Annotated in this window: 28 protein-coding genes and 2 tRNA genes; 15 read left to right on the forward strand and 15 right to left on the reverse strand. The window is 30.8% G+C overall.

Going from position 1 to position 26,481, the window contains the following annotated elements:
- Positions 1-16: 16 nt before the first annotated feature.
- Positions 17-1,156 carry a hypothetical protein gene (locus K5790_RS10040; protein ID WP_297594699.1) on the reverse strand — a complete coding sequence of 380 codons (1,140 nt, stop codon included), beginning with the start codon at positions 1,154-1,156 and terminating at the stop codon, positions 17-19.
- A gap of 65 nt (positions 1,157-1,221) precedes the next feature.
- On the opposite strand from K5790_RS10040, the gene K5790_RS10045 reads away from it, so the two are divergent.
- The 3 genes from K5790_RS10045 to K5790_RS10055 all read left to right on the forward strand — a co-directional run bounded on the left by K5790_RS10045 (position 1,222) and on the right by K5790_RS10055 (position 3,199).
- A complete protein-coding gene (locus K5790_RS10045) occupies positions 1,222-2,250 on the forward strand; it encodes a DUF354 domain-containing protein (RefSeq protein ID WP_297594701.1) in 1,029 nt (342 codons plus the stop codon).
- Between the two features lie 69 nt (positions 2,251-2,319).
- Positions 2,320-2,392 (forward strand) — tRNA-Gln (locus K5790_RS10050).
- Positions 2,393-2,458: 66 nt separating this feature from the next.
- Positions 2,459-3,199: an NAD-binding protein gene (locus K5790_RS10055; RefSeq protein WP_297594703.1), complete on the forward strand. Its 741-nt coding sequence runs from the start codon at positions 2,459-2,461 to the stop codon at positions 3,197-3,199.
- A gap of 4 nt (positions 3,200-3,203) precedes the next feature.
- Here the strand turns inward: K5790_RS10055 and K5790_RS10060 are convergent, their stop codons facing one another.
- Positions 3,204-3,965, reverse strand: a complete 762-nt coding sequence (locus K5790_RS10060) for an ABC transporter permease (RefSeq protein WP_297594705.1) — start codon at positions 3,963-3,965, stop codon at positions 3,204-3,206.
- Positions 3,949-4,887 (reverse strand): ABC transporter ATP-binding protein, encoded by a 939-nt coding sequence (locus K5790_RS10065; RefSeq protein WP_297594707.1) that lies wholly within the window; start codon positions 4,885-4,887, stop codon positions 3,949-3,951. Before K5790_RS10065 ends, K5790_RS10060 begins: the two co-directional genes overlap by 17 nt.
- 244 nt (positions 4,888-5,131) lie before the next feature.
- Between K5790_RS10065 and K5790_RS10070 the strand changes: the two genes are divergently transcribed.
- Entirely contained in the window at positions 5,132-6,508 is a 1,377-nt protein-coding gene (locus tag K5790_RS10070; RefSeq protein ID WP_297594708.1) for a single-stranded DNA-binding protein, read from the forward strand.
- On the opposite strand, the gene K5790_RS10075 is transcribed toward K5790_RS10070, so the two are convergent.
- Positions 6,505-9,246 (reverse strand): DEAD/DEAH box helicase, encoded by a 2,742-nt coding sequence (locus K5790_RS10075; RefSeq protein WP_297594711.1) that lies wholly within the window; start codon positions 9,244-9,246, stop codon positions 6,505-6,507. The genes K5790_RS10070 and K5790_RS10075 overlap by 4 nt on opposite strands.
- Positions 9,247-9,353: 107 nt before the next feature.
- Positions 9,354-10,004, reverse strand: a complete 651-nt coding sequence (locus tag K5790_RS10080; RefSeq protein ID WP_297594714.1) for an ATPase domain-containing protein — start codon at positions 10,002-10,004, stop codon at positions 9,354-9,356.
- Between the two features lie 108 nt (positions 10,005-10,112).
- Here K5790_RS10080 and K5790_RS10085 point away from each other — a divergent pair, with 108 nt between their 5' ends.
- Together K5790_RS10085 and metK are read left to right on the forward strand one after the other, a co-directional pair.
- Positions 10,113-10,358, forward strand: coding sequence for a U6 snRNA-associated Sm-like protein LSm6 (locus tag K5790_RS10085; protein WP_014964213.1), 246 nt, complete (start codon positions 10,113-10,115; stop codon positions 10,356-10,358).
- 12 nt (positions 10,359-10,370) lie between these two features.
- Positions 10,371-11,537, forward strand: a complete 1,167-nt coding sequence (gene metK / locus K5790_RS10090) for a methionine adenosyltransferase (RefSeq protein WP_297594716.1) — start codon at positions 10,371-10,373, stop codon at positions 11,535-11,537.
- Here the strand turns inward: metK and K5790_RS10095 are convergent.
- Positions 11,514-12,383 (reverse strand): NAD-dependent epimerase/dehydratase family protein, encoded by an 870-nt coding sequence (locus K5790_RS10095; protein WP_297594718.1) that lies wholly within the window; start codon positions 12,381-12,383, stop codon positions 11,514-11,516. The two genes, metK and K5790_RS10095, sit on opposite strands and share 24 nt — an antisense overlap.
- Positions 12,384-12,467: 84 nt before the next feature.
- Here K5790_RS10095 and K5790_RS10100 point away from each other — a divergent pair, with 84 nt between their 5' ends.
- The 4 genes from K5790_RS10100 to K5790_RS10115 are packed head-to-tail and all read left to right on the forward strand — an operon-like array spanning position 12,468 to position 16,026.
- On the forward strand, positions 12,468-13,562 hold the full coding sequence (locus K5790_RS10100; protein ID WP_297594720.1) for a cobalt-precorrin-5B (C(1))-methyltransferase: 1,095 nt from the start codon (positions 12,468-12,470) through the stop codon (positions 13,560-13,562).
- Positions 13,563-13,593: 31 nt separating this feature from the next.
- Complete coding sequence (locus tag K5790_RS10105) at positions 13,594-14,646, forward strand: cobalamin biosynthesis protein (RefSeq protein ID WP_297594722.1); 1,053 nt, start codon at positions 13,594-13,596, stop codon at positions 14,644-14,646.
- Positions 14,643-15,395 (forward strand): sirohydrochlorin chelatase, encoded by a 753-nt coding sequence (locus K5790_RS10110; protein WP_297594724.1) that lies wholly within the window; start codon positions 14,643-14,645, stop codon positions 15,393-15,395. The genes K5790_RS10105 and K5790_RS10110 overlap by 4 nt, the downstream gene beginning before the upstream one ends.
- Positions 15,385-16,026 (forward strand): precorrin-8X methylmutase, encoded by a 642-nt coding sequence (locus tag K5790_RS10115; RefSeq protein ID WP_297594726.1) that lies wholly within the window; start codon positions 15,385-15,387, stop codon positions 16,024-16,026. Before K5790_RS10110 ends, K5790_RS10115 begins: the two co-directional genes overlap by 11 nt.
- Here the strand turns inward: K5790_RS10115 and K5790_RS10120 are convergent.
- Positions 16,015-17,370, reverse strand: coding sequence for a cobyrinate a,c-diamide synthase (locus tag K5790_RS10120; RefSeq protein ID WP_297594728.1), 1,356 nt, complete (start codon positions 17,368-17,370; stop codon positions 16,015-16,017). The genes K5790_RS10115 and K5790_RS10120 overlap by 12 nt on opposite strands.
- An 87-nt stretch (positions 17,371-17,457) precedes the next feature.
- Here K5790_RS10120 and cobO point away from each other — a divergent pair, with 87 nt between their 5' ends.
- Genes cobO through K5790_RS10135 form a run of 3 tightly spaced genes read left to right on the forward strand, consistent with a single transcriptional unit; the run spans position 17,458 to position 18,986 of the window.
- Positions 17,458-17,991: a cob(I)yrinic acid a,c-diamide adenosyltransferase gene (gene cobO, locus K5790_RS10125; RefSeq protein WP_297594730.1), complete on the forward strand. Its 534-nt coding sequence runs from the start codon at positions 17,458-17,460 to the stop codon at positions 17,989-17,991.
- Positions 17,992-18,031: 40 nt separating this feature from the next.
- Positions 18,032-18,829, forward strand: a complete 798-nt coding sequence (locus K5790_RS10130; RefSeq protein WP_297594732.1) for a translation initiation factor IF-2 subunit alpha — start codon at positions 18,032-18,034, stop codon at positions 18,827-18,829.
- A 1-nt stretch (position 18,830) separates the two neighbouring features.
- Positions 18,831-18,986: an RNA-protein complex protein Nop10 gene (locus tag K5790_RS10135; RefSeq protein ID WP_297594734.1), complete on the forward strand. Its 156-nt coding sequence runs from the start codon at positions 18,831-18,833 to the stop codon at positions 18,984-18,986.
- A 41-nt stretch (positions 18,987-19,027) separates the two neighbouring features.
- Here the strand turns inward: K5790_RS10135 and K5790_RS10140 are convergent, their stop codons facing one another.
- From K5790_RS10140 to K5790_RS10155, 4 genes are read right to left on the reverse strand one after another with little or no spacing between them, the layout of a single operon-like run.
- Positions 19,028-19,486 (reverse strand): YbhB/YbcL family Raf kinase inhibitor-like protein, encoded by a 459-nt coding sequence (locus tag K5790_RS10140; protein WP_297594736.1) that lies wholly within the window; start codon positions 19,484-19,486, stop codon positions 19,028-19,030.
- A gap of 34 nt (positions 19,487-19,520) precedes the next feature.
- The gene (locus K5790_RS10145) at positions 19,521-19,889 is read right to left on the reverse strand and encodes a twitching motility protein PilT (protein WP_297594738.1); all 369 of its coding nucleotides are present in this window, start codon (positions 19,887-19,889) and stop codon (positions 19,521-19,523) included.
- Positions 19,882-21,144 carry a translation initiation factor IF-2 subunit gamma gene (locus K5790_RS10150; RefSeq protein WP_297594740.1) on the reverse strand — a complete coding sequence of 421 codons (1,263 nt, stop codon included), beginning with the start codon at positions 21,142-21,144 and terminating at the stop codon, positions 19,882-19,884. The genes K5790_RS10145 and K5790_RS10150 overlap by 8 nt, the downstream gene beginning before the upstream one ends.
- 31 nt (positions 21,145-21,175) lie before the next feature.
- Entirely contained in the window at positions 21,176-21,586 is a 411-nt protein-coding gene (locus tag K5790_RS10155; RefSeq protein WP_297594742.1) for a S6e family ribosomal protein, read from the reverse strand.
- 74 nt (positions 21,587-21,660) lie between these two features.
- On the opposite strand from K5790_RS10155, the gene K5790_RS10160 reads away from it, so the two are divergent.
- Positions 21,661-21,783 (forward strand): hypothetical protein, encoded by a 123-nt coding sequence (locus K5790_RS10160; protein WP_297594743.1) that lies wholly within the window; start codon positions 21,661-21,663, stop codon positions 21,781-21,783.
- On the opposite strand, the gene K5790_RS10165 is transcribed toward K5790_RS10160, so the two are convergent.
- The gene (locus K5790_RS10165) at positions 21,784-21,957 is read right to left on the reverse strand and encodes a zinc-domain-containing protein (protein WP_297594745.1); all 174 of its coding nucleotides are present in this window, start codon (positions 21,955-21,957) and stop codon (positions 21,784-21,786) included.
- A 51-nt stretch (positions 21,958-22,008) separates the two neighbouring features.
- Between K5790_RS10165 and K5790_RS10170 the strand changes: the two genes are divergently transcribed.
- Positions 22,009-22,082: transfer RNA gene (locus K5790_RS10170), tRNA-Gly, on the forward strand.
- Here the strand turns inward: K5790_RS10170 and K5790_RS10175 are convergent.
- Genes K5790_RS10175 through K5790_RS10185 form a run of 3 tightly spaced genes read right to left on the reverse strand, consistent with a single transcriptional unit; the run spans position 22,083 to position 26,475 of the window.
- The gene (locus K5790_RS10175) at positions 22,083-23,042 is read right to left on the reverse strand and encodes a tetratricopeptide repeat protein (RefSeq protein ID WP_297594747.1); all 960 of its coding nucleotides are present in this window, start codon (positions 23,040-23,042) and stop codon (positions 22,083-22,085) included.
- 34 nt (positions 23,043-23,076) lie between these two features.
- On the reverse strand, positions 23,077-23,619 hold the full coding sequence (locus K5790_RS10180) for a type 1 glutamine amidotransferase (protein ID WP_297594749.1): 543 nt from the start codon (positions 23,617-23,619) through the stop codon (positions 23,077-23,079).
- Positions 23,620-26,475, reverse strand: coding sequence for a UPF0182 family protein (locus K5790_RS10185; protein ID WP_297594751.1), 2,856 nt, complete (start codon positions 26,473-26,475; stop codon positions 23,620-23,622).
- Positions 26,476-26,481: the final 6 nt, after the last annotated feature.

A 26,481-nucleotide genomic window follows, 5' to 3' on the forward strand; every position in this document is an offset into this window, starting at 1 on the left:
TAGCTAATTTATACTCTTATTGGATTGTTTCACATAAAGGATTAGCCTTTACTACAATCAAATCAGAATTCTGTTTTGATTTTTCAATATTATCAAAATCTGATTTTGAACATGCTACAACTATTGTGGTCTTATCGCTATGAAATAAATCAAAATTTGGATCTTCATAAGCTTCAACATCACCAATGTAATCGCGTAATCGTGAAGTCAGATTTTGAAGCATTTCTATTTTATCGCCTCTCATTGCATGTTGATCTAAAGTCCATGACAATGCAATTTTTGTTCTACTAGCTTTAAGATCATTTTTCTTTAAAGTGGCACGAATTTCATCAATTAGACGTTTAATGTAGCCATCAATTCCTTTTACACTTCCATTAATTAAATACATTAAAGAATTTGCTCCTTCAAATGAGGAACCAAGAGATTTTAGATCAAAAAGCCCACTTATCATATTATCAAGATATATTTCTTGAAAATCATCTGATGATAGATCATTTTTTGTAATGTCATCTTGAGCATATTTACAGACTTCTAAAACACTGCACAAACTGGAAAATCTGGATAGTATGTTAATCGCATGAAAATGTTCAGATGATGAAATTGCAACAAACCTTTTCTCTTTTTTTCCTGTTGTAAGCAAATCAGATAATGAAGAGTCTTCTTTTCCATTGAAAGATCCAATAGTTTTTGGTTGTTGATTAAGATCTTCTAAAGGATAATAAAAATAAGAAATTTGTTTTCCAACTTCAAGTCCTGTTACATGTTCAAGTAATGAAATATTTTCATTATTACCCCCAAATCCTGTTGGTAGAGTAAAAATAACAGAACTATTTTTTTTTAGTGATGTAACTGCATCCTTAAATTTTGAATGAATTTCTGTTTTGATATCTTGTCCTGTTTTTCTAATTCTGGGAGTAAAGAACAGGTATTGTGCTTTTGAGATTGCTACATCTATTGGTTCCATTGCTAACAAAGGTTCATCTTCTTTTAGAGAGGATACATTTGGGTAAGTTTTAGCAATTTCAGCTTTTAGAGAAATTGCTGATGGAGTTGATTCATCAATAATGTAAACATCTGCTCCCTTTATGGCCATTTGAGATGCAATAGCATATCCCTCTGTACTGAGTCCATAAACAACAACTTTTGCTCCCCCCATTACACTAACAGCTAAGTAATAGACTAAGAAAAACTTATTGAACTATCTAGAATTATGAAAATTACTTGAAAATATGGATAGATATTCTTACTCCAAAACAATTATTGTTTTCAGAACCAATAATTGAGAAATTAGGGAAAAAACATCAACTTTTGTGCACTTCTAGAGATTATGGAGAAGTGTCAAAATTGGCAAAAATACGTAATTTTGACCTTATTTTTGTAGGAAAACATGGTGGAGGAGATAAAAAATCCAAGCTTGAAGCCAGCATAAACAGAATCGAAAAACTCTCCAAAAAAATAATATCATTTTCGCCGGATATTGTAATTAGTTTTTGTTCTCCTGAAGCAGCAAGAATTTCGTTTGGTTTGGGAATTAAGCATATAGCGTTTTGTGATTCTCCACATGCAGATGCTGTAATGAGATTAACCCTACCATTAATTCAAAAACTACTAATTCCTTATGCAATACCAAAAAATGAATTTAGTAAATTTGGAATTAACCAAAAAAATATAATTTCATATAAAGCAATAGATGCTTTTGTAACAATACAAAGGAGAACTAATAACAATGAAAGATTACCATTTTATAAAAATAAACAAAAGAATATTCTAATCAGAATTGAAGAAGAAGAAGCAGCATACACATCAAAATCAAGTAACATTATTCCAATTATTAAAAAAATTATAAAAGATCACAATAATAAAAATATTGTAATTTTAGGAAGATATACTAACCAAATTAGCAATCTTCAAAAAATTCTAGGTAAAAAAGTGAAAGTTGTTAAAATGAGATATGATGGAAAGCATTTGTTAAATAACACAGATATTTTTATAGGATCGGGTGGAACTATGACTGCTGAATCAGCTTTAATGGGAATTCCAACAATTTCATATAATGCAGTTCCAAACATTATTGAGAATTTTTTGGTATTAAAAAAACTGGTGAAAAGAGAAACAAATCCTGAAAAAATTTCTAATTTTATAAAAAGAAGTTTTGAATCAAAGAATAATTTTAGTCAAAAACGAGCACAAAAAATTGTAGAAAATATGGAAGATCCAATTCAAAAATTAATTGAGATTATCAAAGAATAGATTTAGTTTAGTAGTTAGTAACAAATTGAATAAAAAGTTCATTAAGGGAATGAGTGTGCTCGATTTAGCAGCCCGGTAGTGTAGCGGTCAAGCATAGAGGCCTTTGAAGCCTTTGACCCCAGTTCGAGTCTGGGCCGGGCTACTTTTTTAAAATAAAGTAGACTGTAACACGAATATAACATAGTGAGTTTTTCTAAAAATAGGCGTAATGACAGATATAATTTTAGGAATGGGAGAAGTCGGTGAAACCATCTATGAGTTACTAGTTGAGAGAAATTTTGATTGTGTAGGAATTGATATAGATAGTTCAAAATGCAAAAATTTTTCTGAAATATCTACGATTGTTAATCCTGAATATCTACATGTATGCTTGCCAGGAGAAATAGAAGAATTTGAAAAGACAGTCCTAGATTTCATTACCAAAATTAATGATTTAAAAGCTGTTTTGATTCATTCAACAGTTAAACCGGGAACAACAAAAAAAATTCAAGAAAAATCTGAAATTCCTATTTTGTATTCTCCAGTTAGAGGAGTTCATAGAAGATTTTTAGAGGATATTAAAAAATATACAAAATTTATTTCATCTGATATGAATCAGCTTGATTCAAAAATAAAATTGGGTTTAGAACAAAGATTTCATAAAATTAATTGGATGTCAACTACAAAAACAGCAGAGTTAGCAAAAATTTTAGTTGATACAACATATTATGGATGGCTAATAAATTATGCTCAAATTACAAAAATGATATGTGAAAAGGAAGGAGTTGATTTTGATGAAATGTGGAAATTTGCAGATGAAATTCATGAATACTTGGGCAATAGACCAAAAATGTATCCTGGAATTATAGGAGGACACTGTGTCATTCCGAATTTAAGTCTAATAGAATATGACAACTTGGAAATTATTAAAAAAATAAATGAAACGTTTGAAAAATCAAAAAAAGAATGATGTTTTAAAAATCTAGTTTCGTGAGAAGTTTTGAAGCAATAATAAATAAAGTGGATGCAATTCCTACAAGTACCAACATTTCAAAAATTACAAAGTCAGTAATATTTCCAAAAATTCCAGCTCTAATTACATCTACAAGATATGTTAATGGATTTAGATAAAACGCTGATCTTAATGGTTCTGGAGCACCTGCAGCAGGATAAAATGCAGTACTAACAAATGCAAAAAAAAGAAAAACAGTATTAATAATTACGTTAAATCCTTCACTTGAGCGTAATCTGGTAGAAATGATTGATGCCAATGAACCAAATAATACAGAACCAGTAATTGCACCAAATACAATTATCGGTATTGTAATTAATGAAAATTCAACTGATTCAAAAAATACAGGATATCCAACTAAGGCTATCAAAGTTGCACTTACTAATCCAACAATTCCTATAGTACAGATATTGCTCAGAATGTAATGACTTCTGGTAAACGGTCCTGACATTATCTGTTCAAACATTCCATGTCGTCTATCATTCCAAATAATAATTCCAGAAACAAGAGTACTATTCATTATATTGAATCCAATCATACCTGAAGCAAGATATGCAGGATAATCAAGATCTTTTGCTCCAAAAGGTACATCATTAATTAAAGGTGCATAAGCAAACCCTGCTACAAAAATATAGATTAATGGGAATATAACTTGCCAAATTAAAAATCCAGGATTTAGAGAAATTGTCAGATTTCTATTTACGAGTCTAATTATTGGATGCATTATCTCTCATCATTTTTAAAAATATTTCTTCAAGATTTGTAGGAACTGCTGACAAGTCTTCAATATCAATATTATTTTCATTAAGTATTCTTAGGACTTGTAGCAATACAAGTTCAGATTTTTTAGAATGAATGATAATATTAGTTCCATTCTCAAAATCAATTCTACAATCAGAAATTTTTGATAAAAGAGAAATAATTTCATTTTGTTTTTTCAACAAGTGGATTTTTATGGTTTTTTCTTTACCAAATCTATTCTTGAGTGCATCAGGTGAATCAACTGTTAGAATTTTACCTTTGTCAATAATTGCAATTTCATCACAAAGATATTCTGCTTCGGATAGAATGTGTGTTGTATAAAAAATTGTAAGGCCAGTTTTTACTTTATTTTTTAAATAATCTAAGAGATTTCTTCTTGCACTAGGATCTAAACCAACAGTAGGTTCATCTAAAAACAATAATTCCATATCATGCATAAATTCACGTGCTACCTGAACTCTTCTTCGTTGTCCAATGGAAAGATCCTCATTTCTTTTTTTTCGAATTTCAACTAGATCAAAATCTATCAAAAGTTGTTCAATTCTTTGCTTACGTTCATGCTTTGGTACATTCCACATCATTCCATATTTATCAAGAGATTTTTCTACAGATAGTGTAGGCTCATAACTTGGTTGTTGGAGCACTACTCCAATTTTGTGTCGTATTTGAAGAGGATTTGCTACAGCATCTATTCCTAATATAGAAAGAGAGCCAGTAGTAGGAGGAATCAAAGTAGTAAGAAGTTTGATCATAGTAGATTTCCCAGCCCCATTAGGACCTAAAAATCCAAAAACTTGTCCTGATTTTACTGATAATTGTAAATCATTAACAGCTTTTACTGAACCATAAGATTTTGTTAAATTTTCTACATTAATACAAGACATGATAAAACTGCGATCTTCCTCTTAATTTAGTTAATGAGATAATATTAGGAAGATTTCAAAAGAGCATAATTGTACTTTAATAGAAAATAAGGAATTAAGGAAAAAGCAGATTTAGATGTGAAGTATTCCTAAAATGACGTAATTTTGCGATCAATTTTTTGAATTAAAGAAACATTCATGCATATGAAATTTTTATTAATAGAACAAGTTTACAAAAAATGAATTGTCTGAATTAGAAGATCTCATGAATAAATTGATCGAACAAAAACCAGAGTTAACAAAAGGGATTATTGATGAACTAATAAAGCAAAAAAAAGAAAAAATTGGTGCAGGTTATCTGACTGATCAAGGAGCACTATTTCTAATTGCTTCAGATTATGGAGTTACGTTATCAGAGCCCCTTAAAGCTGAAATGGCATTAAAAGATCTTTATGCAGGAGCCAAAGAGATCTCTTTAGAAACACGAGTTTTGAATCTTTCTCCCGCAAAACAATTTTCAAGAAAAGATGGTTCGCCATTTTATCTTAGAACAATGACAGTATACGATACAAATTCTACCGCTAGTGTGAAACTATGGGATGAAAAAGCCAATCTTCCAGGTATTGAAAATCTAAAACCGGGTGATTTAATTAAAATCATCAAAGCTTATGTAAAATCAGATCTTGATGGTTCACCAACAATCAATATTGGTTCAGGCTCCAATATTGAAACTACAGATACAGAAAGTGAAATTCCAACAATTGACACTATTACAAAGGATGTAAGTGAATTAAAGGAAGGTCAAAGAGATCTTGTTGTTTCAGGAATGATTGATGGGATAATTAGTGAAATGCAATTTACAAATTCTAGAGGGCAGCCTGGAAAAGCACTCAGAATGAGGCTCAAAGGAAAAGAAGGAATTGGCATGAGAGTTGTTTTATGGGGTAAAGACGAATCAGAAATTCCAAATATGATATCGCAATCAGCCAAAGTAAGATTACTTGGAGTCAGAGTAAAATCTGGAAATCAAGGATTGGAAATTCATGGAAATGATGCAACTATTATAGAAATTGAAGGTGGAAAAGAAGCTGAACCAGTAATAGCAAGAGTGCTTTCATTATCACCAAGCGAAAATGGAAGAAATTTAATTCTAGCAGTTGATAATAATAGAAACTTATACAACATCACGGATTTTTCAAACTCTACAAGTATTTGTGTTGAAGGTGATGTTATAGAATGCATGCCATCAAAAGTTTATGGAAATTCAATAACATTAGATAATAATTCTTTTGTAAGAAAACTAGATAATGATGAATCAATACCAACTATTTCTCAAATTAGAACGAAAATCAATGATGTTAAAGTTGATGGAAATTATTGTATAGAAGCCATTGTCTTAAAAGTTCCAGAAAGACGAGAAGTTCAAACAAAGTCTGGCGAATCAATATTACTCTCAGAGATGTTTGTAGAAGATGACACAGGCCAAATTTGGGTTAAAGGATGGAGAAATCAAGCAAGACTAGTTGATAAATGTGAATTAGGAGAGATTGTTTCAATTACTGGATTAAATTCAAAAGCTGGTCTTGAAGGAAGAATTGAACTTTTTTTGACACCTTTTTCAAAAATTACTAAGAAAAATTAAGAATCCCAAAACCCCCTAGTTACAACATATTGTCTCTCTGCCTCATAGATTTGTTTGAACAAATGTTCTTCATCAACCATATTACGTAATATTCTTGCAGCAGTATCTGCACCAACACCATATCCAGACATTACAGTGATAGCAATTTTGCCAAAATTCTCCACCAGTGAACTAACTTTCCAGGCACGAACAAACTTATGTTTTTCATCAGCAGATAGTTTTTTTCCTTCATGTTTTTTTCGAATAATTTTAGGAAGATCATAATCAGAATAGTATGTTGTAGTAATTTGTCTACCTTTACAATATGGGCATACTAAGATATTTTTTACTTCTGATGTCTCAACTACTTTTTCCCATTTTCCACATCTAGCACAAATCAATCTATGTTTTGTTTTTTCAAGCCTTGCTTTTACAAGATCTATAATTCCTTTATCTAGATTTGCTGGTGATGAATAATATTTTGATGTATGATCTAAAATTGGTTCGGCTAATTTTGAAAAATTATCAACTTCCATCCATTTAACATAGATATCATTATTTCGAATTTTTTTTAATATTTTATCAGAATTTTTCAAATCATATTTATCATGAAATAGTTCACGAAGTGCCTCATTTACAAGTGCAGTTTTTGAATATCTTTCATATAAAAATCGGGCAGACTTTCGTTCATAAATTGCACCTCGTCCTACAATACCAAATTTTTTTGCAACACACCATGTTCTCCAATTCACATTATGAGTTCCGGTTAGGGATGCAGAAATAATCGAATTAAGATCATAATCATCTTTAAGAATTTCGAAGAAAAGTTTTTCTGAAATTCTTGATCTTGATGATAAAACTATTCTATAACCATCGGATCTTGAATCAACTACTGATCCTAATACAGAAGAAAGCATTGAGGATAATAGTGTAGATAATGTGGAATTAATTTTTGTTCCAAAACATGAATGAATACAAATTGACCCTTGGGATTTATTTGATTCAACTATTATATGGTTATCATCAGGAATATCTTGAAATTTTAAATTCTCGATAATTTTATTGGTTAATTCAAGTTTACCATTTCTAACCTCACTCCGAAAATAACCTACCTTTCTTGCAGTTTTATAATCAATGGGAATACTTTCACCTTCCCAATAAGGGACGGTTATTCCCCTACCTCTAAATGGCTCAACATTTACTGTAAATGATTTTTCATCAACATTTAGTATTCTCCATTGAGATCCTTTTAAAACAAAGATATTTCCTGAATCACCATAATCTCCCACAAATCTTTGATCTAATGAACCAATGATTTTTTTTCCAACACTGTCAAATACTTTGAATTTAAGAATATCAGGAATTGTTGAAAGATTCTCAAAATAATATTTGAATGATCGTCCTTTCTTCCAAAAAGTCATTTTTGTTCTGTCAAAAAATATCAAATAGTTTGAATCCAATAGATCCAAAACATCAATCAATTCTTCAATCTTCAAATTTCGAAATGGGAATGCCTTAGTAACTAATTCAAAAGTTTGATCGACCGAAAGTTCACCAATTTGCATAGTTAATCCTACTAAATGATGTGCTAAAACATCCAATGAACCTAGATGAATATTTTGTTCTTCAATTGAGCCTTCTTTAATACGATCAAGAATTGCACGAGCTTCAAATTCATCATCTGAATTATTTGTAATGATTAGTCCTTTAGCAGAAGCTTCACGATTATGTCTGCTTCTACCTATTCTTTGAACTAATTTTGATACTTGTCTAGGGGAACCATAATGGATAACCAATTCAACTGAACCTATATCTAATCCTAATTCAAGAGATGATGTACATACAACAATTCCTTTATTTCCATCACGCAGTGTTTGCTCTGTTTCTTCTCTTACTTCTTTTGATAATGAACCATGATGCAATTCAATATGGATAGAAGACTTTTCTTTTAAGATCGAAGCAAGAAATTCGGCTTCACCCCTTGTGTTAGTAAATAACAAAATAGGGGAATTCAAATCGAGATCTATAACATACTCAATAATTTTCTCAGCAACATCTGAAATTGAACCATCAACATACTTTACTTCTACGTCATATTTTCTTACTGATGTATCTTGAATGATTTCACATTTTCTTTTGGTACCTACAACAAATTTTCCTGCTTCCTCAAAATTTCCAATTGTTGCTGATAATCCTATTCTTGTAAGAGGAAATTTAGAATTTAATTCCAGTCTTTCAACACTTAAAGAAAGTTGTGAGCCTCTTTCACTTGCAAGTAATTCGTGTACTTCATCAATTATCAACCATTCTAACTCAGATAATGCATTTAGCATTTTTAATTGTGTCAAAAGAATCACTAAAGTTTCAGGTGTTGTAATAAGAATATCTGGTGGATTTTCATTGATTTTTTTTCTATCTTTTTGAGAAGTATCACCATGTCTTATTTCAAGAGTTAATTCATTTTCATGAGCATATTGTGTGATTCTTCTAAAAACATCTCGATTTAAAGCGCGTAATGGAGTAATGTAAAGAGCTTTTATTTTTCCTTTTATTTTTGAATTTTTTAAAAGTGAAAAGATTGGGATTACAGAACATTCGGTTTTTCCAGAACCAGTAGGAGCAATAACAAGACAATCTTTTTTTTGTAGTATAATTGGTGAAGCTTTTTTCTGAATTTCTGTTAAATTAGTAAATCCAAATTTTTTAAATAGAGATTCAAGAATTGGGTTTGTCTGTTGAATTTGTTCGTAATCTTTCATAAGCAATTACACCGACTAAACCAAGTGCAAATAAAAACACAGTAATTACTGGAATTGAATCAAAAATTTCTGCCATTCATAAACTTTGGAATGACTCATTAAAAATCTTAACCAATTTCAGATAACCCTAAAGCATGAATTTGGTAAGAAAAAGATTCATTGTCAAGTGCCCAGTAAATATTCCCAGAATATTTGGATGAAGTTTTGAATAAATGAATTTTGATATGAGTAAAGGGATCTATTGCACTTTTCATGTTTTCTACTTCTTTTCCTTCAATATTTCTAATCATATTTGATATTACTATAGGAAGTTTTTTACTTATTGCAAATTTTGATAATTCTTGCATATATCTCATGAAGAGGGAATTTTTTTTAAATGTGGATTCATCAGTTTTGTATTCATATGAAAATAAATCAGTAATATTATCAATTACTATTAGAGAATAATCATTAGTTTCAAAATTTTTAATAGATTTTATTTGTTCAGAAGAATTTCTTATTCTTGAAACAGTAATTTTTTCTAGAAAATTTATTTCACTCATTGATTGTTTTTGGATTTCTAAAATTCTCTCTGGCCTAAATCCACCAGTTGTATCAAAATATAGAACATGGCCACCATTTTTGATTGAATTTATTGATAATTGAAGTAGAAGTTGAGTTTTTCCTGTTCCATTTCCTCCAAAAATATCTACTATCAAACCTTCTGGAATTCCACCTGACAAGAATTCATCTATTTTTTGTAAACCAGTAGAGATCATTTGTATAATTAATTGAAAAAGAAGAAAAAATTTAAGGAATTTCAATTTTTACAAAAGAGGTAAGGCTTTTATTCTAGAGAACAAAGTTGCAATTCAAGTGAATAATTAGTGTCTCAATCAAACAGTGCAAAAAGACCTTTAACTACTCTTCAAAAAAGTACCAAAAAGAAAGTTACCGTGAGACTAAAAAATGAGGTAGAGTACAAAGGGAAGATGGATAATGTTGATTCTTACATGAATTTGATTATGACTGATGCTGAAGAGCTTCATGACGGTAAAACAATTGCAAATTATGGCAGAGTTATTGTTAGAGGAAATAACGTGTTGTTCATTAAATTAGAAAATGAACTCTAGTAGGTTTTTCCTATGACAAATAATTTCCTATTCACATCTGAATCAGTAACAGAAGGTCATCCAGACAAAGTTTGTGATAATATTTCTGATGCATTTTTAGATGAATATCTTAGACAAGATCCCAATTCCAGAGTTGCTATTGAAACAATGGTTACTACGGATTATGTAGTTATATCCGGAGAAGTTACATCAAAGGCTAATTTTGATAAAAAAGAACAAGAGGAATTAGCTCGAAAAACAATAAGAGAAATAGGATATGATAACAAAGACTTGATGTTTGATGCGGATACATGTCAAATTAATTTAAAGCTGCACTCACAAAGTCCGGATATTAGCCAAGGAGTTACAGCAACAGAAGAAAAAGAGCAAGGAGCTGGTGATCAAGGATTAATGTTTGGTTATGCTACTAATGAAACAGAAGAGTTGATGCCTATGCCAATACTTTTAGCTCATAAACTTATTCAAAGATTATCACAAGTCCGAAGAGAGAAGATTTTACCTTGGGTTAGACCTGATGGTAAATCACAAGTATCAGTAAGATACGAAAATAATAAACCAACAAAAATTGAAACAGTTGTGGTCTCAACACAACATGCACCAGAAATATCTCAAGAGGAAATTTCAAGAAAAATAATTGATAAAGTAATCAAACCAGTATTAGGAAATCTTTGGAATGATCAAATTAAAATCCACATAAATCCAACTGGAAAATTTGTAATTGGTGGTCCTCATGGGGATGCTGGTTTAACTGGTAGAAAAATAATTGTTGATACATATGGTGGATTTGGAAGACATGGTGGAGGGGCTTTCTCTGGAAAAGATCCTTCCAAAGTTGACAGATCTGCATGTTACATGTGTAGATATATTGCCAAAAATCTTGTTGCCGCTGGACTAGCAGAGAGATGTGAAGTTCAAGTTGCATATGCAATAGGAGTAGCTGAACCAGTTTCTCTTTATGTAAATACATTTGGAACAAATAAAATTCCAGAAAATCAGATTGAGGAATTGGTAAGGAAAAATTTCGATATGAAACCATCTGGAATTATTTCTCAGTTAGATCTTAAAAGACCAATTTACAAAAAAACTGCTTCATATGGACATTTTGGAAGAAATGAACCTGAATTTACATGGGAGAAAACAGACAAAGCTGAAATACTAAAACAGTCTGCCGGACTCTAATAATTCCAGTACAGATTGAAATTTAATTTGAGAGATTTTTGTTAGTTTTTGGTGATTTCCTTTAAAATTCCCTATCAGAATATTTAGATCATCTACTCCATAATCAGATTTAATTTTATTAATAGCATTATAGTATGAATCTTCTAAATTTATTTTTTGTATGGAAGTCTTTGTTTTTTTAGAGAATAATTTTACATATTGTTCAAAAGTAACAGTTTCAGGACCAACTAGATCTAGGATTTTATTTTGAAATTCTATTCTCATAATTGATTCAAAAATGACTTTAACTACATCATCAATGTAAATTGGTTGAATCAAATAGTTTCCTGGGCCTGGAATTTGTAGTTGATTATTTTTAATTTGTTTTTTTAATAGTTTTGTAAGATAATCATCTTTTCCAATGATGTAGGATGGGCGAAAAATTGTGAAATTCAATCCTGAATTAATAATTGATCGCTCTGCTTTATACTTAGAAATGAAATAACCTAAAGAAGTGTTTGAGGAAACACCAAGACCACTTAGATAAACAATTTTTTTAATTTTTGCATTTTCACACAAGTTTACAATTTTTTTTGTTAGTTCAACATTAATAGAATTATAATCAATTTCTACAGATTGTTTTCCAATACCTATTAAATGAATTAGTGCATCTGAGTTTTGAATTTTTGAAATTATGTTTTTTTCATCAAAGTTTTTTGAGATAATTTTTATTTCATTTTTTAATGGTTTGAAATCCCTTCTCGAAATTGAAATCAATTTAACATTGTTTTTAGACAAATATTTTCTTAGATTCTTTCCAATAAATCCAGTTGCACCAGTAATGACAACTTGATTTAATTTAACCATGAGAATTACAGGTAATTTTTTTATTTTAATCTATTTGGTATTGAAGAAACAGGTACAAACAAGAGTTAATACAGTAAAATTGATATGACAAATGTGGAAGAAAAGACAAAGTTAAGAACAGGTTTCACAACTGGAAGTTCAGCTACTGCTGCTGCCAAAGCAGGATTATTATCAATAATAAATCATAAAAAAATTCAAAATGTAGAAATTTTGTTACCAAATAGAAATTCAATACAAATTCCAATTAACTTTTGTGAGTTTGGAACAAACTTTGCAAGATGTGTAGTGATTAAAGATGGAGGTGATGATCCTGACGTTACACATGGTGCTGAGATCGTTGTTGAATTAGAAATTACTGAAAAAAGTAACACAATTGAAATTAATGGTGGTGAAGGTGTTGGGATTGTTACAAAACCTGGTTTGGGTTTGGAGATAAACAAGCCAGCAATTAATCCAGTTCCTAAAAAAATGATTATTGAGAATTTAAGAGAAATTGGAGAAAAAATGCTTGAAAAAAATGGAATTAGAATTCTAATTTCTGTTCCAAAAGGAAAAGAATTAGGACCAAAAACCGATAATCCAAGATTAGGAATTAAGGACGGGATTTCAATTTTAGGAACAAGTGGAATTGTAGTACCATTTTCTACTGCATCTTATGCTGCATCAATTAGACAGAATTTGGATGTAGCAATTGCTATGGGTAATGACACAGTTGTGTTAACAACAGGAGGAAGAAGTGAAGATTTTGCAAAGAAAATTGTAGATTTACCAGAGCATTGTTTCGTTCAGATGGGAGATTTTTCTGGATATACTATTCAACAGTGTAGTAAAAAAAATATCAAAAAGGCATTTGTTGTTGGATTCATAGGAAAGCTTGCAAAGATGGCTGCAGGTGTAAAACAAACTCATGTTAAGGGATCTAAAGTAGATATGTTATTTTTATCAGAACTTGCAAAAAAAGCTAATGCCAAAGATAGTGTAATTGAAGATATCAAAAAGGCAAATACTGCAAGACATGTATCTGAAATAATTCAAGAAAATAAGATAGATGGTTTTTTTGAATTAATATGTAATGAAACTCATAAACATATGAGAAAACATTCTGAAGAAAAAGTATCAATTGATGTAATATTGTTTGATTTTGAAGGAAATGTTTTGGCTAGAAAATCTGAAGAGTAAGGTATTTTATTAAAGTCTGAAGGTTTTGAATATGGAAAAAACTTCAGTTTTAGCAATTACTAAAAATGGGGTAAATATTGGATTAAATTTGAAAGAATTATTTCCAAATTGGAGAATTTATGCTCCAGAAAAATTTTCAGATAAAAATAATAATATTATTTGGTATTCTGAGCCTACATCAGATAAAATTATAGAACTTTTCAAAAATAATAATGCATTAATCTGTCTTTTTTCATTGGGCGCAGTAATTAGATTGATTGCCCCACATCTCAAAGATAAAAAAACAGATCCTGCAGTAATTGTAATTGATGATAAAATAAATTTTGTGATTAGTGTTTTATCTGGACATATAGGAGGTGCAAATGAGCTAACACAAGAAATTGCAACAAAATTAGATGCAATACCAGTAATCACTACAGCGGCAGATGTTAACAAAACAATAGCAGTTGATCTTGTTGGAAGAGATTTTGGGTGGAAAATTGATGATGATTCTACAGTAACTAGAATTAGTGCACAAATGGTAAATGAAGAGCCTATTGGTGTATTTCAACAAGCTGGGAATAAAAATTGGTACAAAAATTTACCAAAAAATGTAACAATTTATGATGATTTTGAACAATTAAAAAAATCAAATTCTAAAGCATATCTAATAATTTCTGATGAATTAATTGATGATGTATTATCAAAAGAATCTGTCATCTATCGTCCCCCAAGTTTAGTAATTGGTGTTGGACTTCACTGGGATACTACAAAAGAAGAAATCATGAATGGGATCAAGTTATGTCTTAAGAAGTTTAGATTAAGTGAAAAATCAATTTCAAAGCTTGTATCTATAAAAAAACCACAAGATGTGCAAGGGTTAATAGACATTGGAAAAGAACTAAAAGTTCCCGTGGAATATGTCAACAGAGAGGATCTTGCAGAAATTACTGCCCCAAATCCTTCAGAAACTGTAAAAGCCTTTGAAGGAACTGCAAGTGTTTCAGAAGCTGCAGCAATCAAAGTTTCTGGTGGAGAACTTGTTGTAGAAAAGCAGAAATTTCCACCAAATTTGACAATAGCTATAGCGAGGATTGTAAATTGAAGCGGGGATTATTATTAATCGATAGAGGGAGCAGGGAAAGAGAGGCATCAGAAGAATTAGAAATAATTTGTAAAGGAATTATGGCTAAAGGCAACTATGAAGTTGTAGATTTCTGTTTCTTAGAGGTAGAACCGCCATATATTGAAGACGGGGTATCAAAATGTCTTAAAGAGGATATTGATTCTTTAACTATAGTTCCATATTTTTTGTATCCCGGTAAAAAAGTTAAAAATGCAGTAACAGATGTAATGAAATTTCAAAAAGATACCAAGGTAAAATTTTTAGTGACAAAACCAATGAGCATGCATAAAACATTAATTGATATTGTAGAAAATAGAATATCTACAACTCTAAAAGAGAATCAAATAACCATTCCAAAGAAAGAAGTGGATGTAATGATTATTGGTCACGGTAGCAAAGATCCTAATGCTCAGATATCACTTAATTATATTGTAAATGATTTAAAAAATTCTTATAGAAATGTCAGCAGATGTTGGTTAGAAATTGAACAGCCTGATATTTTTGAAGGAATAAAAAAATGTGAAAAAGATGAACCCAAAGTTCTAGTGATTGTTTTTTATTTTCTTCATGAAGGAGCACATGTCAAAACTGATATCAATAATGATTTAATTCCAGCATTAGATAAGTCTAATATAAAAAAATCATACATAACAAAACACATAGGAACAGATCAAAAAATTATTGATTTAATTATTGAGAGAGCAAAAGAGGTAGAAGATGCAAACTGAAAAAGGCCAATCAATTGAAGATGCAAGTATGCAGATGATTGAGGAAGAAATAGGTGAACACAGTTATAATGAAATGGAATGGCCAATCGTTAGAAGAATAATTCATTCAACAGCTGACTTTGATTTTGCAGATAAGAACAGAGTAATTTTTCAAAAAAATGCAATTCAAAGTGGAATAAATGCATTAAGAAATGGATGCAGTATTGTAGTTGATGTAAATGGAGTGATTGGGGGTTTGAATAAACAAAATCCAAAAGATTTTGGGAATAATATAATCTGCAATATTTCAGATCCAAAAATGATGGAATTGGCAAAAAAGGAGGGAAAAACACGCTCTCAAGTATCAATGAGGGCAGCAAAATCAGATATTAATGGAGGAGTTGTAGCCATTGGAAATGCACCAACTGCACTTTTGGAAGTAATTCAGATGGTAGAGGAAGGAATTGTAAAACCAGCTCTAATTATTGGAATACCAGTTGGATTCATTTGTGCAGCAGAATCAAAGGAAGAATTATCAAAACTAGAAGAAATACCATTTATCACTAATTTAGGTAGAAAAGGTGGAAGTTCAGCTGCCTCTGCAATAATTAATGCACTATTCAAATTAATCAGAGCAGAATTAGGTTCTTGAGTATTTTATACAATTATTTACAAAAATTTTTGCATAGTTAGAACTATCAAAATAGAGATGGCCATATGATGCAAGAGTGTTATTTTGCATCATTCCATCTTTATGATTTTTGATCCCATCACCAATTTCTAAATCATATACAAATTTTGAATCATTAGAAACATCTTCTAATTTAGAATAGTGAAATTCATGTCCTTGAATGGAATGTGGTTTATATGAAATGGGAGTTTTTTTAATTATCTTACCCTTTGTGTAATTTAGTGTCATTTTTTTAGTCATTCTTGTTTTTGCATCAAACAAACCAATCATTTGGTATTTTTTATTATCAATTTCTATAGATTTTGTGAGATACATTAATCCACCGCATTCAGCATAGATAGGGATATTATCTTCAGCTAAATTTTTTATTATTTTTTTCATTGACTGATTTTTTGCAAGTGATGAACCTAATACTTCAGGAAATCCCCCACCTATGTAAATTCCATCACATTTTGGGATTTTTTTGTCTTTAATTGGGCTGAAAAATTTTATAGTTGCACCTTCTCTTCTTAATGATTCTAAATTATCTTGATAGTAGAAATTAAATGAAGTATCTAGTGCTACAGCAATAGTAATTTTTTCTTTTTTATGTTCAGGTTTAGATATTTTTGGAAGAATAATTGAATTAGTTGCTATTGAAATTATTTGTTGAATATCCAAAGTTTTTGATATAATTTTTGAGATTTTTTCAATTTGGTTTTTCAGAGTTTTTTTATCCAATGTAGAAATTAATCCTAGATGTCTTGATTCTAAATTCAAAAGAGGATTTTTTGGAATTGTCCCAATAATTGGAATTTTAATTTTTTCTAATGCATTTTTACATAAAAATTCATGCTTTTTGCTTCCTATTTTATTAAGAATTACACCTACAATTCGAGAATTATTATGAAATTTTAGAAATCCCAATAGTGTTGCTGCAATTGAGCGGGCTGTTTTACTTGCATCTAAAACTAAGATAACAGGAGATTTTGTTATTGAAGCAACATGATGTGTACTAGCAAAGTTTGAGTGACCAGAGAATCCATCATAATAACCCATAACTCCTTCAATAATTGATATATTGCTTTTAGAATTTGAGATAAAACTTTTCAAAAGATTAGTCCTTCCCATCAACCAAGCATCTAGATTGTATACTTCACGGTTTGAAATACTTGAAAGATAACTAGGATCAATATAGTCAGGACCTACTTTGAAAGGTTGAATTGAAAATCCTTGTTTTTGAAGAGCATAAATGATAGAGCAGGTAATAGAAGTTTTTCCTACTCCACTTGTTGCTCCAGCTATTACTATTCTAGGAATTTGCAATTTGCATGACTAGAACCAGTTTTTATTTAAAGTGATATGTTTTTAGAAATCCTCAATGTTTTTAGTTAGAATATTAAACTAAAGAACATGGAAAAAGATGGGTTAGTTATTGTTTATACTGGTAAAGGGAAAGGAAAAACAACTGCTGCTTTAGGATTAGCTTTGAGAGCTACTGGTTATCAAAAAAAAATTTGCATGATTCAATTCATTAAAGGATCATGGCATTATGGAGAAATGGATTCATCAAAGAGGCTAGAACCAGAATTTGAAATGGTAGCTATAGGAAAAGGATTTGTTGGAATTATTGATGACAGGAGTACAAAGGAAGAACATGAAAAAATTGCAAATGAAGCAATAAAGATCAGTAGTGAAAAAATCCAGTCAAAAAATTACGATATAATAATTTTAGATGAGGTTAATTATGCAGTAAATTTAGGATTGGTATCACTCAATGATGTTTTAAATTTAATAAAATCCAAACCGAAAGAATTGGATTTAGTACTTACTGGAAACTATGCTAAAGAAGAGGTTATTGAAATGGCTGATCTAGTTACAGAAATGAAGGAGATAAAACACCCGTTTCAAAAAGGAATTAAAGCCAAAAGAGGAATTGATTTTTAGTCAGCAACATTAAATTACACAGATAGGGGTTTTAGAAGAAATGTCTACAGAAATTCAAGAAATGCCTGAACAGGGAGAAATTGTACTTGCTACAATTACCAAAGTGATGGATCATGGGGCATATGTTACATTAGATGAGTATGATGATATTCAGGGATTTTTACATATTTCAGAGATTGCACCAGGGTGGATAAGATCAGTTAATAGATTTATTCGTGATGGTGAGAAAAAAGTTCTCCTTGTAAAGAAGGTAAATTCACAGCGTGGAGATATTGACTTGTCACTTAAACAAGTATCAAATGATCAGAAAAAACAAAAACTAAAAGAAGTTAAAAAATTTGAAAAAGGTAAGACAATTTTGCAAAATGTAAAAGAAAAGGCAAAATTATCTGATACTGAAATTGAAAAATTAGAAGACAGTATTTATTCTAAATTTGATTCAGTATATGATGCATTTATTGAAATAGCAAGAAATGGAATTGAATCAGTAAAAGATCTAAAACTCGCAAAAAAAACTGCAACAGTTATTGAAGAGATTTGCTCAAAGATTAAGCTGCCATCAGTAGAAATAAGAGGAATAATGGAAATTACAAATCAAGGATCAGATGGTGTAGAAATAATTAAAAAAACTTTATTGGATGCAATAAAAAAAGATTCTACTATTGATATAACTTATCTTGGTGCACCAAAATATCGATTATCAATTACATCTGAAAATTTCAAAGCTGCAGAAAAAGCTCTCAAACCAATAATTGCTGAAATACAAACTAATATAGAAAAAAAGAAAGGATCATTCAAATTTACTAGGGAAGAATCTAAGAAAACCAGAGAGAACTAAAATGAGATTTCAATTAAGAAAATGTTTGAATTGTAATCATTATACATTAAAAGAAAAATGTGTAAAGTGTAACCAAGATACAATTTCTGCACATCCAGCAAAATTTTCACCTGATGACAAATATATGAGATACAGATTAGCAGACAGATATACTTAGATTAAATTTTTAGAGAAAATATTCATAACATTTAAGAATTATTAGGGTGGTGAATACCGTCCTTCAAGTTTAGTTTCAGCAATAATATGATTTTTCATTGAATTTTCTAATTCTTTTTTGGTAGAACCTTCTTTTAGATCTAATTTTGTATCTAATGCATATAGTTTGAAGATGTAAGTATGTTCTTTATCTGGCGGAGCAGGACCACCATATCCAATTTCTCCAAAATCAGTTTTACCTTCAATACTATTTTTTGGAGTAGAATTTTCTTGAATTTCTAGGGAGTTAGGTTCAATATTCCATAATACCCAATGAACCCAAACCTTTCCAACAGCCCCCATAGCATCAGGATCATCCATAATTAATGCCAGTGATAACGTATTATCTGGAACTCCTTTGATTTTTAGTGGAGGATTATGATTACCATGTTTATAACCAAACTTCTTTGGAATTACTTCTCCATTTTGGAATGCATCACTTTCTAGAGTTAATGACACCATAGATTTTATTTAAAATACATTAAGTTAAATTTTTCTAAGATTCCAAAACTATTTTATCATTTGAAAGTGAAATGATAGAGCTGCCAAGTTTTTTAACATTTTTTTTAAGTTCCTTGTCCATTGTTGCAATAATTACATTATTCTTTGAAGCATAATTAAGTAATTTTTTATCGGCAAATGATCCATTAATAGGGATTATTTTGAATTTTTTTATGAAATCTAAAGTTATCGATATGCTATTTTTCTTTTCTGGATTTTTTAATAATTTTAATAATTCATTTTTTACTACTTGAGGAACTACAAAAGTAATTTGGCCAATTTCTGTACCTAAATTATCTATATTTTTTATTCTTTTATTAGCAATATGAATTAGAAAATTTGTATCACAGATAACTTCAACCAACTATTCCTGCACCAATTAATCGCCATCGTTCTGATATTCTTCTACTTATTGCTACATTTCCACCATCAAAAATGCATGCAGGTCGTCTTAATTCAATTTCAATATTATTTGATTTAATTTTAGTAACCTTTCCTAGCACAGGAGCAGTTCCGATATTTAATCTGAGCAATTCTCCTGCTTGGATTGGTTGTACCTTAATATCTTCAGTAGTACCTACAGCAGAATCAAAAAGATTTACTTCTAGTTTTAGCAATGTAGAGTTTTCAGGAAGTGTACCAGGTTTTCCAATAACTGAACCAATAAAGGAATCACTTCTAGTCATGGATGGATCTAATTTTGTTCCAATGGCTACCAAACCACCTGGTTTTACGGATTCAACAATCCCAGCAGCTGTACCTAATGATGTAATTTCTGTAAGTAATGGTTCATATGATTTTTTTTTCTCATTTAAAATTCCAGGTTTAATTTCTATTTCATCTCCTACATTAAAAATTCCCTGAGTAAGACTTCCACCAATAACTCCTCCTTTGATATTTTTTAATTTAGTTCCTGGTTTGTTTACATCAAATGATCTTAGAACATGCATAACAGTATCTTTTTTTTCATCTCTTTCAGGTGTTTTAATGGTGTTTTCTATAGCGCCGATTAGTGCATCAATGTTTAATTTTGATTGAGCTGAGATTGGTATTACAGGTGCTTTAGCTGCAAAAGTTCCTTTAACAAATTTTGATATTTCCTGAAAATTGTCAAGTGCTTCTTTGTAAGATAATAAATCAACTTTATTTTGGACCACAACGATTTGTTGAATACCTAATGTTTGAAGAGCTAAAAGATGTTCTTTGGTTTGGGGTTTTGGAACTTTTTCATTTGCGGCAACCAGTAACATAGCACCATCCATTAATGCAGAACCTGAGAGCATATTTGCCATTAAACTTTCGTGGCCTGGACTATCAACAAAACTAACTACCCTTGATAATTCACTTTCTTTACCACAATTATTACACCTTGGTGTAGTAGAATATCCTAAAGGTTCTTCACATTTTTTACATTTGTAAAATGCTGCATCAGAATAACCTACACGAATAGTGATACCACGTTTTAATTCTTGACTATGAACACTAGTCCATGAGCCTGTTAATGCTTGAATTAAAGTAGTTTTTCCATGATCTACATGACCAGCAGTTCCAATATTTACACAAGGCTGATATCCATATTTTTTAATATACCATTCAGGAAGTGTATCTCTCCAATGCATGAATCAAAATGAAGAATCGGTATATGTTAAGTTATTCTTTTTTATCTTCAGTTTTTTCTTCTGTAGCTTCAGAAGTTTCATCTACAGGAGCTTCAACTGGTAATTCACCATCAAATTTACAATTTATTTGATAGATTTCTTCAGATACAGTGTTTCCTCGCATTAATTTTCTAACTCTTTGTCCAATTTCTGCATCTTGAAGACCAACTCCTTTTGAAAGTAAAACATATTTTCTTGCAGAACCATGAATATCATTTCTCATAGGAACGCCAGATTTGTCACTTCCTCCAGTAAGTTTTAATTTTCCATTCAATCCAACAATTGATGCATCAGTTTCTTTTCCTAATTCTAATCCCAGTAATGGATTAGCGTCGCTATCTTTGAGTTCCTTAGAAATGGATTTTCCTGTGATATCTGAAATTGTTAGCTTGAAGTTTGCCAAGTATTCCAAAAAAATTATGAACGACTAATTAACGTTTGGACATTATTTTTAAATCAAGATTATCAAAGATAGGCATGACAGAAGAAATCAGATGTCCAAGATGTGATAAGAAAATGGTAGATATGCAAGCATGTCATATGTTTTGTCCTAATTGTGGGGCTCACTTGGATTGTTCTGATAAAGGAAATTTTTGGTAGTTAAATTCCCGGTCGATCTGGTATGTAATCAGTTGCCATGTTAACTGCCTGATCTTTCATAATCTCAAGATAAGTATCATAATCTGCTTCAAAATTGCAATGTGGACACTTTACATTTGTAATATCATCATCTAAAATCGCAACTTTTTCACACTCTGGGCATCTTGCATCCATGTATAATATTCTCAATTAAGATATTTAATCATAATCAAACAAGATTTTCTAGCGGAGTTAGTCTAGCTCGGTAAGATGTCAGCTTCCCAAGCTGAAGGTCGCGGGTTCAAATCCCGCACTCCGCATTATAATTCTCTGATTGCTTGTTCTATTATTCCTCTATCTGGTGCTCGTGGATAATATTTTAAATAATTTTTTAGATCCTCTTTGGCTCCTGAAATATTATTTTGTTTTTCTCGTATGTATGCACGATTTTTGTAAATCTTGGCAGATCTGTTTGGATTAATTTCAATAGCTTTTGTATAATTTTCCTCAGCCTTTTCGAATTTATTTGATTTTAGATAAAAATTACCCAATCCATTATAACTAAGATATGAATTAGGATTTGATTTCAAGCATTTTTCATAAAACTGGGTACACTCTGATGATTTTTGTGAATTTAGTAAGGAACCATAAAGATGTAATGCAGTAGAGTTGTTTGGATTAAGTTCTATTGCTTTTTTTAATAATTCTCCTGCCTTTGCAAAATTATTTTGAATTTGGTATCTCTCAGAAATCAGACACAATCTATTTGATTCATTATCATTACTTTCAAGATTGATTGAAGATAAAATATCAGAAGTGGTCAATATAATTAATAGTCGTCCTTCTTCTGCCCATTGTTTATCAAAAATTTCTTCAGGTATTGCTCCCTCTTGTTGTTCACCTTCTTTATTTCCTTTTTGAATATAATGAAGTATTGATTTTTCTTCAATATCGTATCCAGTAATTACAGATGCATGTTGGGTGATTTCTGGAATTCCTGGAAGAATAACAATTGGAGGTATACCAACATCAATAATTTTTTTTAGTTCTGATAATGAGGAATGAATAATTTTACAGGTGAGGCCATGTCTTTCTGCAAGTTCTATTCCTTCAATTAGAATACTACCAGAATATCCAGAGTAGTTTTTGGCAATTTCTTGTGCTTCAACCATAGGTAATTGTACATTCCAATATTTTGAAACTACATTAATTGGTAATGGGAGACAAATGTTTTCTTCATCAACAAGTGGTAAGAGTAATTCATGATTTTCAGGCTCCATATAATGAAGAAAATTTTAGAGTTATTAAAATCAATCAGAGTAAACAAAATTTTTCAATTAAATCACAACCATCTTGACTCATCTCAGGATGAAACTGTGTTCCAAAAATTGGTTTTCCGGAATATTGAATTATCTCATATTTGCAATTATGGGATTGTCCTAACACTATCAACTCCTTAGGTAATTTAGATATTTCAAAACTATGACTTTCATAGACCTTAATAGAGTTATTTGAAATTGGATTATCCTTGATAATTTGAATAGTTTCATTTCCTTTTTGCAAAGTTGGTATTTTTCTTATAGTTCCGCCAAGAGTTAGAGCCATTATCTCTGCTCCGTAGCATATTCCAAGTAGTTTTATGTTATTTTTTACAGAATAATTAATGATTTTTGAATTGACTTTATTAGTTTTTTTTTCATTTATACGACGTCCAGATAAAATAATAGAATTAAAACTATCAATGGAATTTAGATCAAAAAGATCGGGAGTATGTTTTTCAAATTTAAAATTTTTCTCTTCAAGAAATGAAATTAAATTTTTTGTGTAAAGAGATCCGTTATCTAATACTAGAAGCAATTAATTGCCTACCTCAATTGAGATATAATGCATCTCAGGTATAGCATTTTTAACAAATATTGTTCCGATATTGAGATTGTTATCTTCTTGCCACATGAATACTCTGTCACTACGTGGTTTTACAAAGTCATCAATGAATTTTGAAAGGAATCCTTCAATATCTTCACGATCACTTTCAGTAAAGAAAATTATTTCTCCTTCATTAAATGAAAGTGGGATTTGTATCGATGTTGGCTCTGATATCGTAATTTCATTTTCTGCAAATATAGATTTGACAATATCAATTCTATCACTTTTAACTAATTCTACATAATTATCATCTGCAGTAGTTGCAGTTGGAGCAACACCAGAGACTTTCTTCAAATATGCCTCAAATGCTTTTTCTTGAGTGTCACCTAACCCAACAAAATATTCACCATTAAAAGCAGCACCAACTGCAGCAATTGTTCCTAATTGAGCAACTACACCACCAGCACCTGCAGTATAAACTGGAATAAAGTAAATATCATGATCACCTACACGATACAAAATATTATCACCAATTCTTGGATTTCTCAATAGTGTCTTTAGTTGAGCAAACTCTGGATCTCTATCAAGTGCTTCTCTTACTGCAGTTGGACCTATCAATTTAGTTGTAGAGTTTAATGGAACTTCAAAGAATTGTAAATCACCAAGATTAGAAAGATCATTTTCAACAACCATGTATCCTGCAAGATTTCTTCCTTGAGAGCCTCTTAGTTCAAGTGATAATAATCCAACAAATTCTGTCTGCTCAAAGCCAGGTGGTTTGGCTTCAACATAATATGTGTCAAGACCACGAGGGATTTCATAGAATTGATTTGCTTGAATGAATGTCTCTACATTAGTTACGTGGTAGATATTATACATCTCTGTTTTCCAATTAAACAATTCTACAGGATATCTGATTTGTTCTTCAAGCCATGCAGGCATTGGTTTGAATTGATCAGAATATTGACTGGCAAACATATCTGAAAAGAAGTCATCACCAGTCTTGAGTAGTTGAATATCACCATTGTAAGTATCAACCAGTGCATATCCAACCAAGCGCAGATATGGATTGCCTACTGACCAAGGAACGTCACGGGTATCAAATCCAATGATTAGAGGGATAAGCCAATAGGAATTTTGACCATCAGTTACAGGAAGTGAGTCTAATTCTTTGCCAAATAAATCATAAAGGAAGTAAGGGTATAGAGTCTCCATTCTATCGTGTACATCTTTGTATCTCATAATGTGGACTGATTCAGCTGGAAATGAAAGCAAAAAGTTTGGCTCAAAGATCCAACTTAGAGGTGGCGAGACATCCAAACCACCTAATCCAGAATATGATGCACCACCAAGTTCGGCACTAGTTGAACCTCTTGAATTAGGATATCCAGACCAAGTTTGCTCAAATAATCCTCCTTCACCATAGTAAATTTCTCTTTGCTTAAAGAATTCACCACTATCAACGATCTGACCATCTGTTGCCTCTAATGTTAAAAATCCATTTGGAACATGGGTGTATACAAGATGTTCATTATACCATCTATTTTCAAGGCTAACTGAGGTTGGAAGAATAGGCTTCATGGATGCAGTCCAATAAAGAGTGTTATTAAAGCGAAGAATATCATTGTCTTCAAAATCAACATATGGTATAAGTCCAATCTCTGGCTTTAGTTTTGCAAAAGCTGCTTCCCAGTCCCAGACCCTAATTACATCAAGAACATCACTATTCTGGTTAACATAATTTTTGATATTATTTGGGGACACTGATGTGAGTTTAACATTATGTGTGTTCTCTTGAATATTGTTAAGTTCACCTAGATATCGATTTACACCTATTTGTTGGGCGGTATATGGACCCAAGTATTCAATCTTTTTTGCATCTGCAATACTATTGTTTACTGAAACTACACCGGCTACTATAATTGCAATTGCAATAATTGATAAAATTCTGATGTAAACATCTCGCTTAAACATGTGAGTTAGAACTCTTGCTCTAATTCTATCAACAACTGAGAATGCAATTAATGCAAATCCTATAACTAGTGTACCACCAATAATGTAACGTGTGTTATAATCAATTTGATCAGTAAAGAATAGATTGAATCCTGCCCAAATTACTCCTATTCCAATTATTCCTTCAATTGTTGAAACATAATTTAGGTATCTTGGTTTTCCATTATTCGAATCATGAAGAAATGAGGTAATTACTCCAATTATTCTATGAATTCCAACATACAAAACCAAACGCATTCCTATTGCAGCAAGTAAGGGTGGAATTAAGATGACCAAAGCTGGGATCATTGGTACGACATTTTCATATGCATAATTTGGGTTAGTATCTGGAGTTACAAACGGAAGAGCAAATAATTTTGGTAGATTCTCTAATCCTAAATAATTTCCATCAATAAATGACATTGCAGCAAAACCAAACATGATGTTTGCAAAGAAGGCTCCAAAGAGCAGAATTTTGGTTATTTGCCAAATTACAAACTGAGGTGTAGATAGTTTGTAATCACTGAAATTTTTGATATTATTTGAAATTGATTGTTGTCCCCCACTTCCTAAAAATCCAATTGCAGTACTAATTGCGTACCAGAAAATAGATGATCTGCCAGCGATATTTACTCTCACTAGAGCAATAGCTGATAAGATTAATGTTGAAATCAATGTGTAGTAGAGTGGTTTTGAGAATTGATCGCCAAATTCAGTAAAATTCATTGATAGAATTACTGCCTGATTTCCTACCAGAGCAAAGATCACTATTCCAATTATAGCAACTATGCCTAATCGTATGAATTTTCCAGTATCTGGAGGTGGAGCTTGCTTATCAGTAGAGGCGCTATACAAAATCAA

Source organism: Nitrosopumilus sp. (genome assembly GCF_025698945.1).
In the GTDB taxonomy this organism is placed as follows: domain Archaea; phylum Thermoproteota; class Nitrososphaeria; order Nitrososphaerales; family Nitrosopumilaceae; genus Nitrosopumilus.

Excerpts from the sequence above, each read along its gene's own strand:
- metK (WP_297594716.1), top strand. The coding sequence starts at position 10,371 with ATGACAAATAATTTCCTATTCACATCTGAATCAGTAACAGAAGGTCAT.
- K5790_RS10175 (WP_297594747.1), bottom strand. The coding sequence starts at position 23,042 with ATGGAGCCTGAAAATCATGAATTACTCTTACCACTTGTTGATGAAGAA.
- K5790_RS10080 (WP_297594714.1), bottom strand. The coding sequence starts at position 10,004 with ATGATCTCTACTGGTTTACAAAAAATAGATGAATTCTTGTCAGGTGGA.
- K5790_RS10095 (WP_297594718.1), bottom strand. The coding sequence starts at position 12,383 with ATGGTTAAATTAAATCAAGTTGTCATTACTGGTGCAACTGGATTTATT.
- K5790_RS10100 (WP_297594720.1), top strand. The coding sequence starts at position 12,468 with ATGACAAATGTGGAAGAAAAGACAAAGTTAAGAACAGGTTTCACAACT.
- K5790_RS10040 (WP_297594699.1), bottom strand. The coding sequence starts at position 1,156 with ATGGGGGGAGCAAAAGTTGTTGTTTATGGACTCAGTACAGAGGGATAT.
- K5790_RS10130 (WP_297594732.1), top strand. The coding sequence starts at position 18,032 with ATGTCTACAGAAATTCAAGAAATGCCTGAACAGGGAGAAATTGTACTT.
- K5790_RS10165 (WP_297594745.1), bottom strand. The coding sequence starts at position 21,957 with ATGGATGCAAGATGCCCAGAGTGTGAAAAAGTTGCGATTTTAGATGAT.
- K5790_RS10060 (WP_297594705.1), bottom strand. The coding sequence starts at position 3,965 with ATGCATCCAATAATTAGACTCGTAAATAGAAATCTGACAATTTCTCTA.
- K5790_RS10115 (WP_297594726.1), top strand. The coding sequence starts at position 15,385 with ATGCAAACTGAAAAAGGCCAATCAATTGAAGATGCAAGTATGCAGATG.
- K5790_RS10140 (WP_297594736.1), bottom strand. The coding sequence starts at position 19,486 with ATGGTGTCATTAACTCTAGAAAGTGATGCATTCCAAAATGGAGAAGTA.
- K5790_RS10070 (WP_297594708.1), top strand. The coding sequence starts at position 5,132 with ATGAATAAATTGATCGAACAAAAACCAGAGTTAACAAAAGGGATTATT.
- K5790_RS10105 (WP_297594722.1), top strand. The coding sequence starts at position 13,594 with ATGGAAAAAACTTCAGTTTTAGCAATTACTAAAAATGGGGTAAATATT.
- K5790_RS10075 (WP_297594711.1), bottom strand. The coding sequence starts at position 9,246 with ATGAAAGATTACGAACAAATTCAACAGACAAACCCAATTCTTGAATCT.
- K5790_RS10150 (WP_297594740.1), bottom strand. The coding sequence starts at position 21,144 with ATGCATTGGAGAGATACACTTCCTGAATGGTATATTAAAAAATATGGA.
- K5790_RS10135 (WP_297594734.1), top strand. The coding sequence starts at position 18,831 with ATGAGATTTCAATTAAGAAAATGTTTGAATTGTAATCATTATACATTA.
- K5790_RS10065 (WP_297594707.1), bottom strand. The coding sequence starts at position 4,887 with ATGTCTTGTATTAATGTAGAAAATTTAACAAAATCTTATGGTTCAGTA.
- K5790_RS10055 (WP_297594703.1), top strand. The coding sequence starts at position 2,459 with ATGACAGATATAATTTTAGGAATGGGAGAAGTCGGTGAAACCATCTAT.
- cobO (WP_297594730.1), top strand. The coding sequence starts at position 17,458 with ATGGAAAAAGATGGGTTAGTTATTGTTTATACTGGTAAAGGGAAAGGA.
- K5790_RS10160 (WP_297594743.1), top strand. The coding sequence starts at position 21,661 with ATGACAGAAGAAATCAGATGTCCAAGATGTGATAAGAAAATGGTAGAT.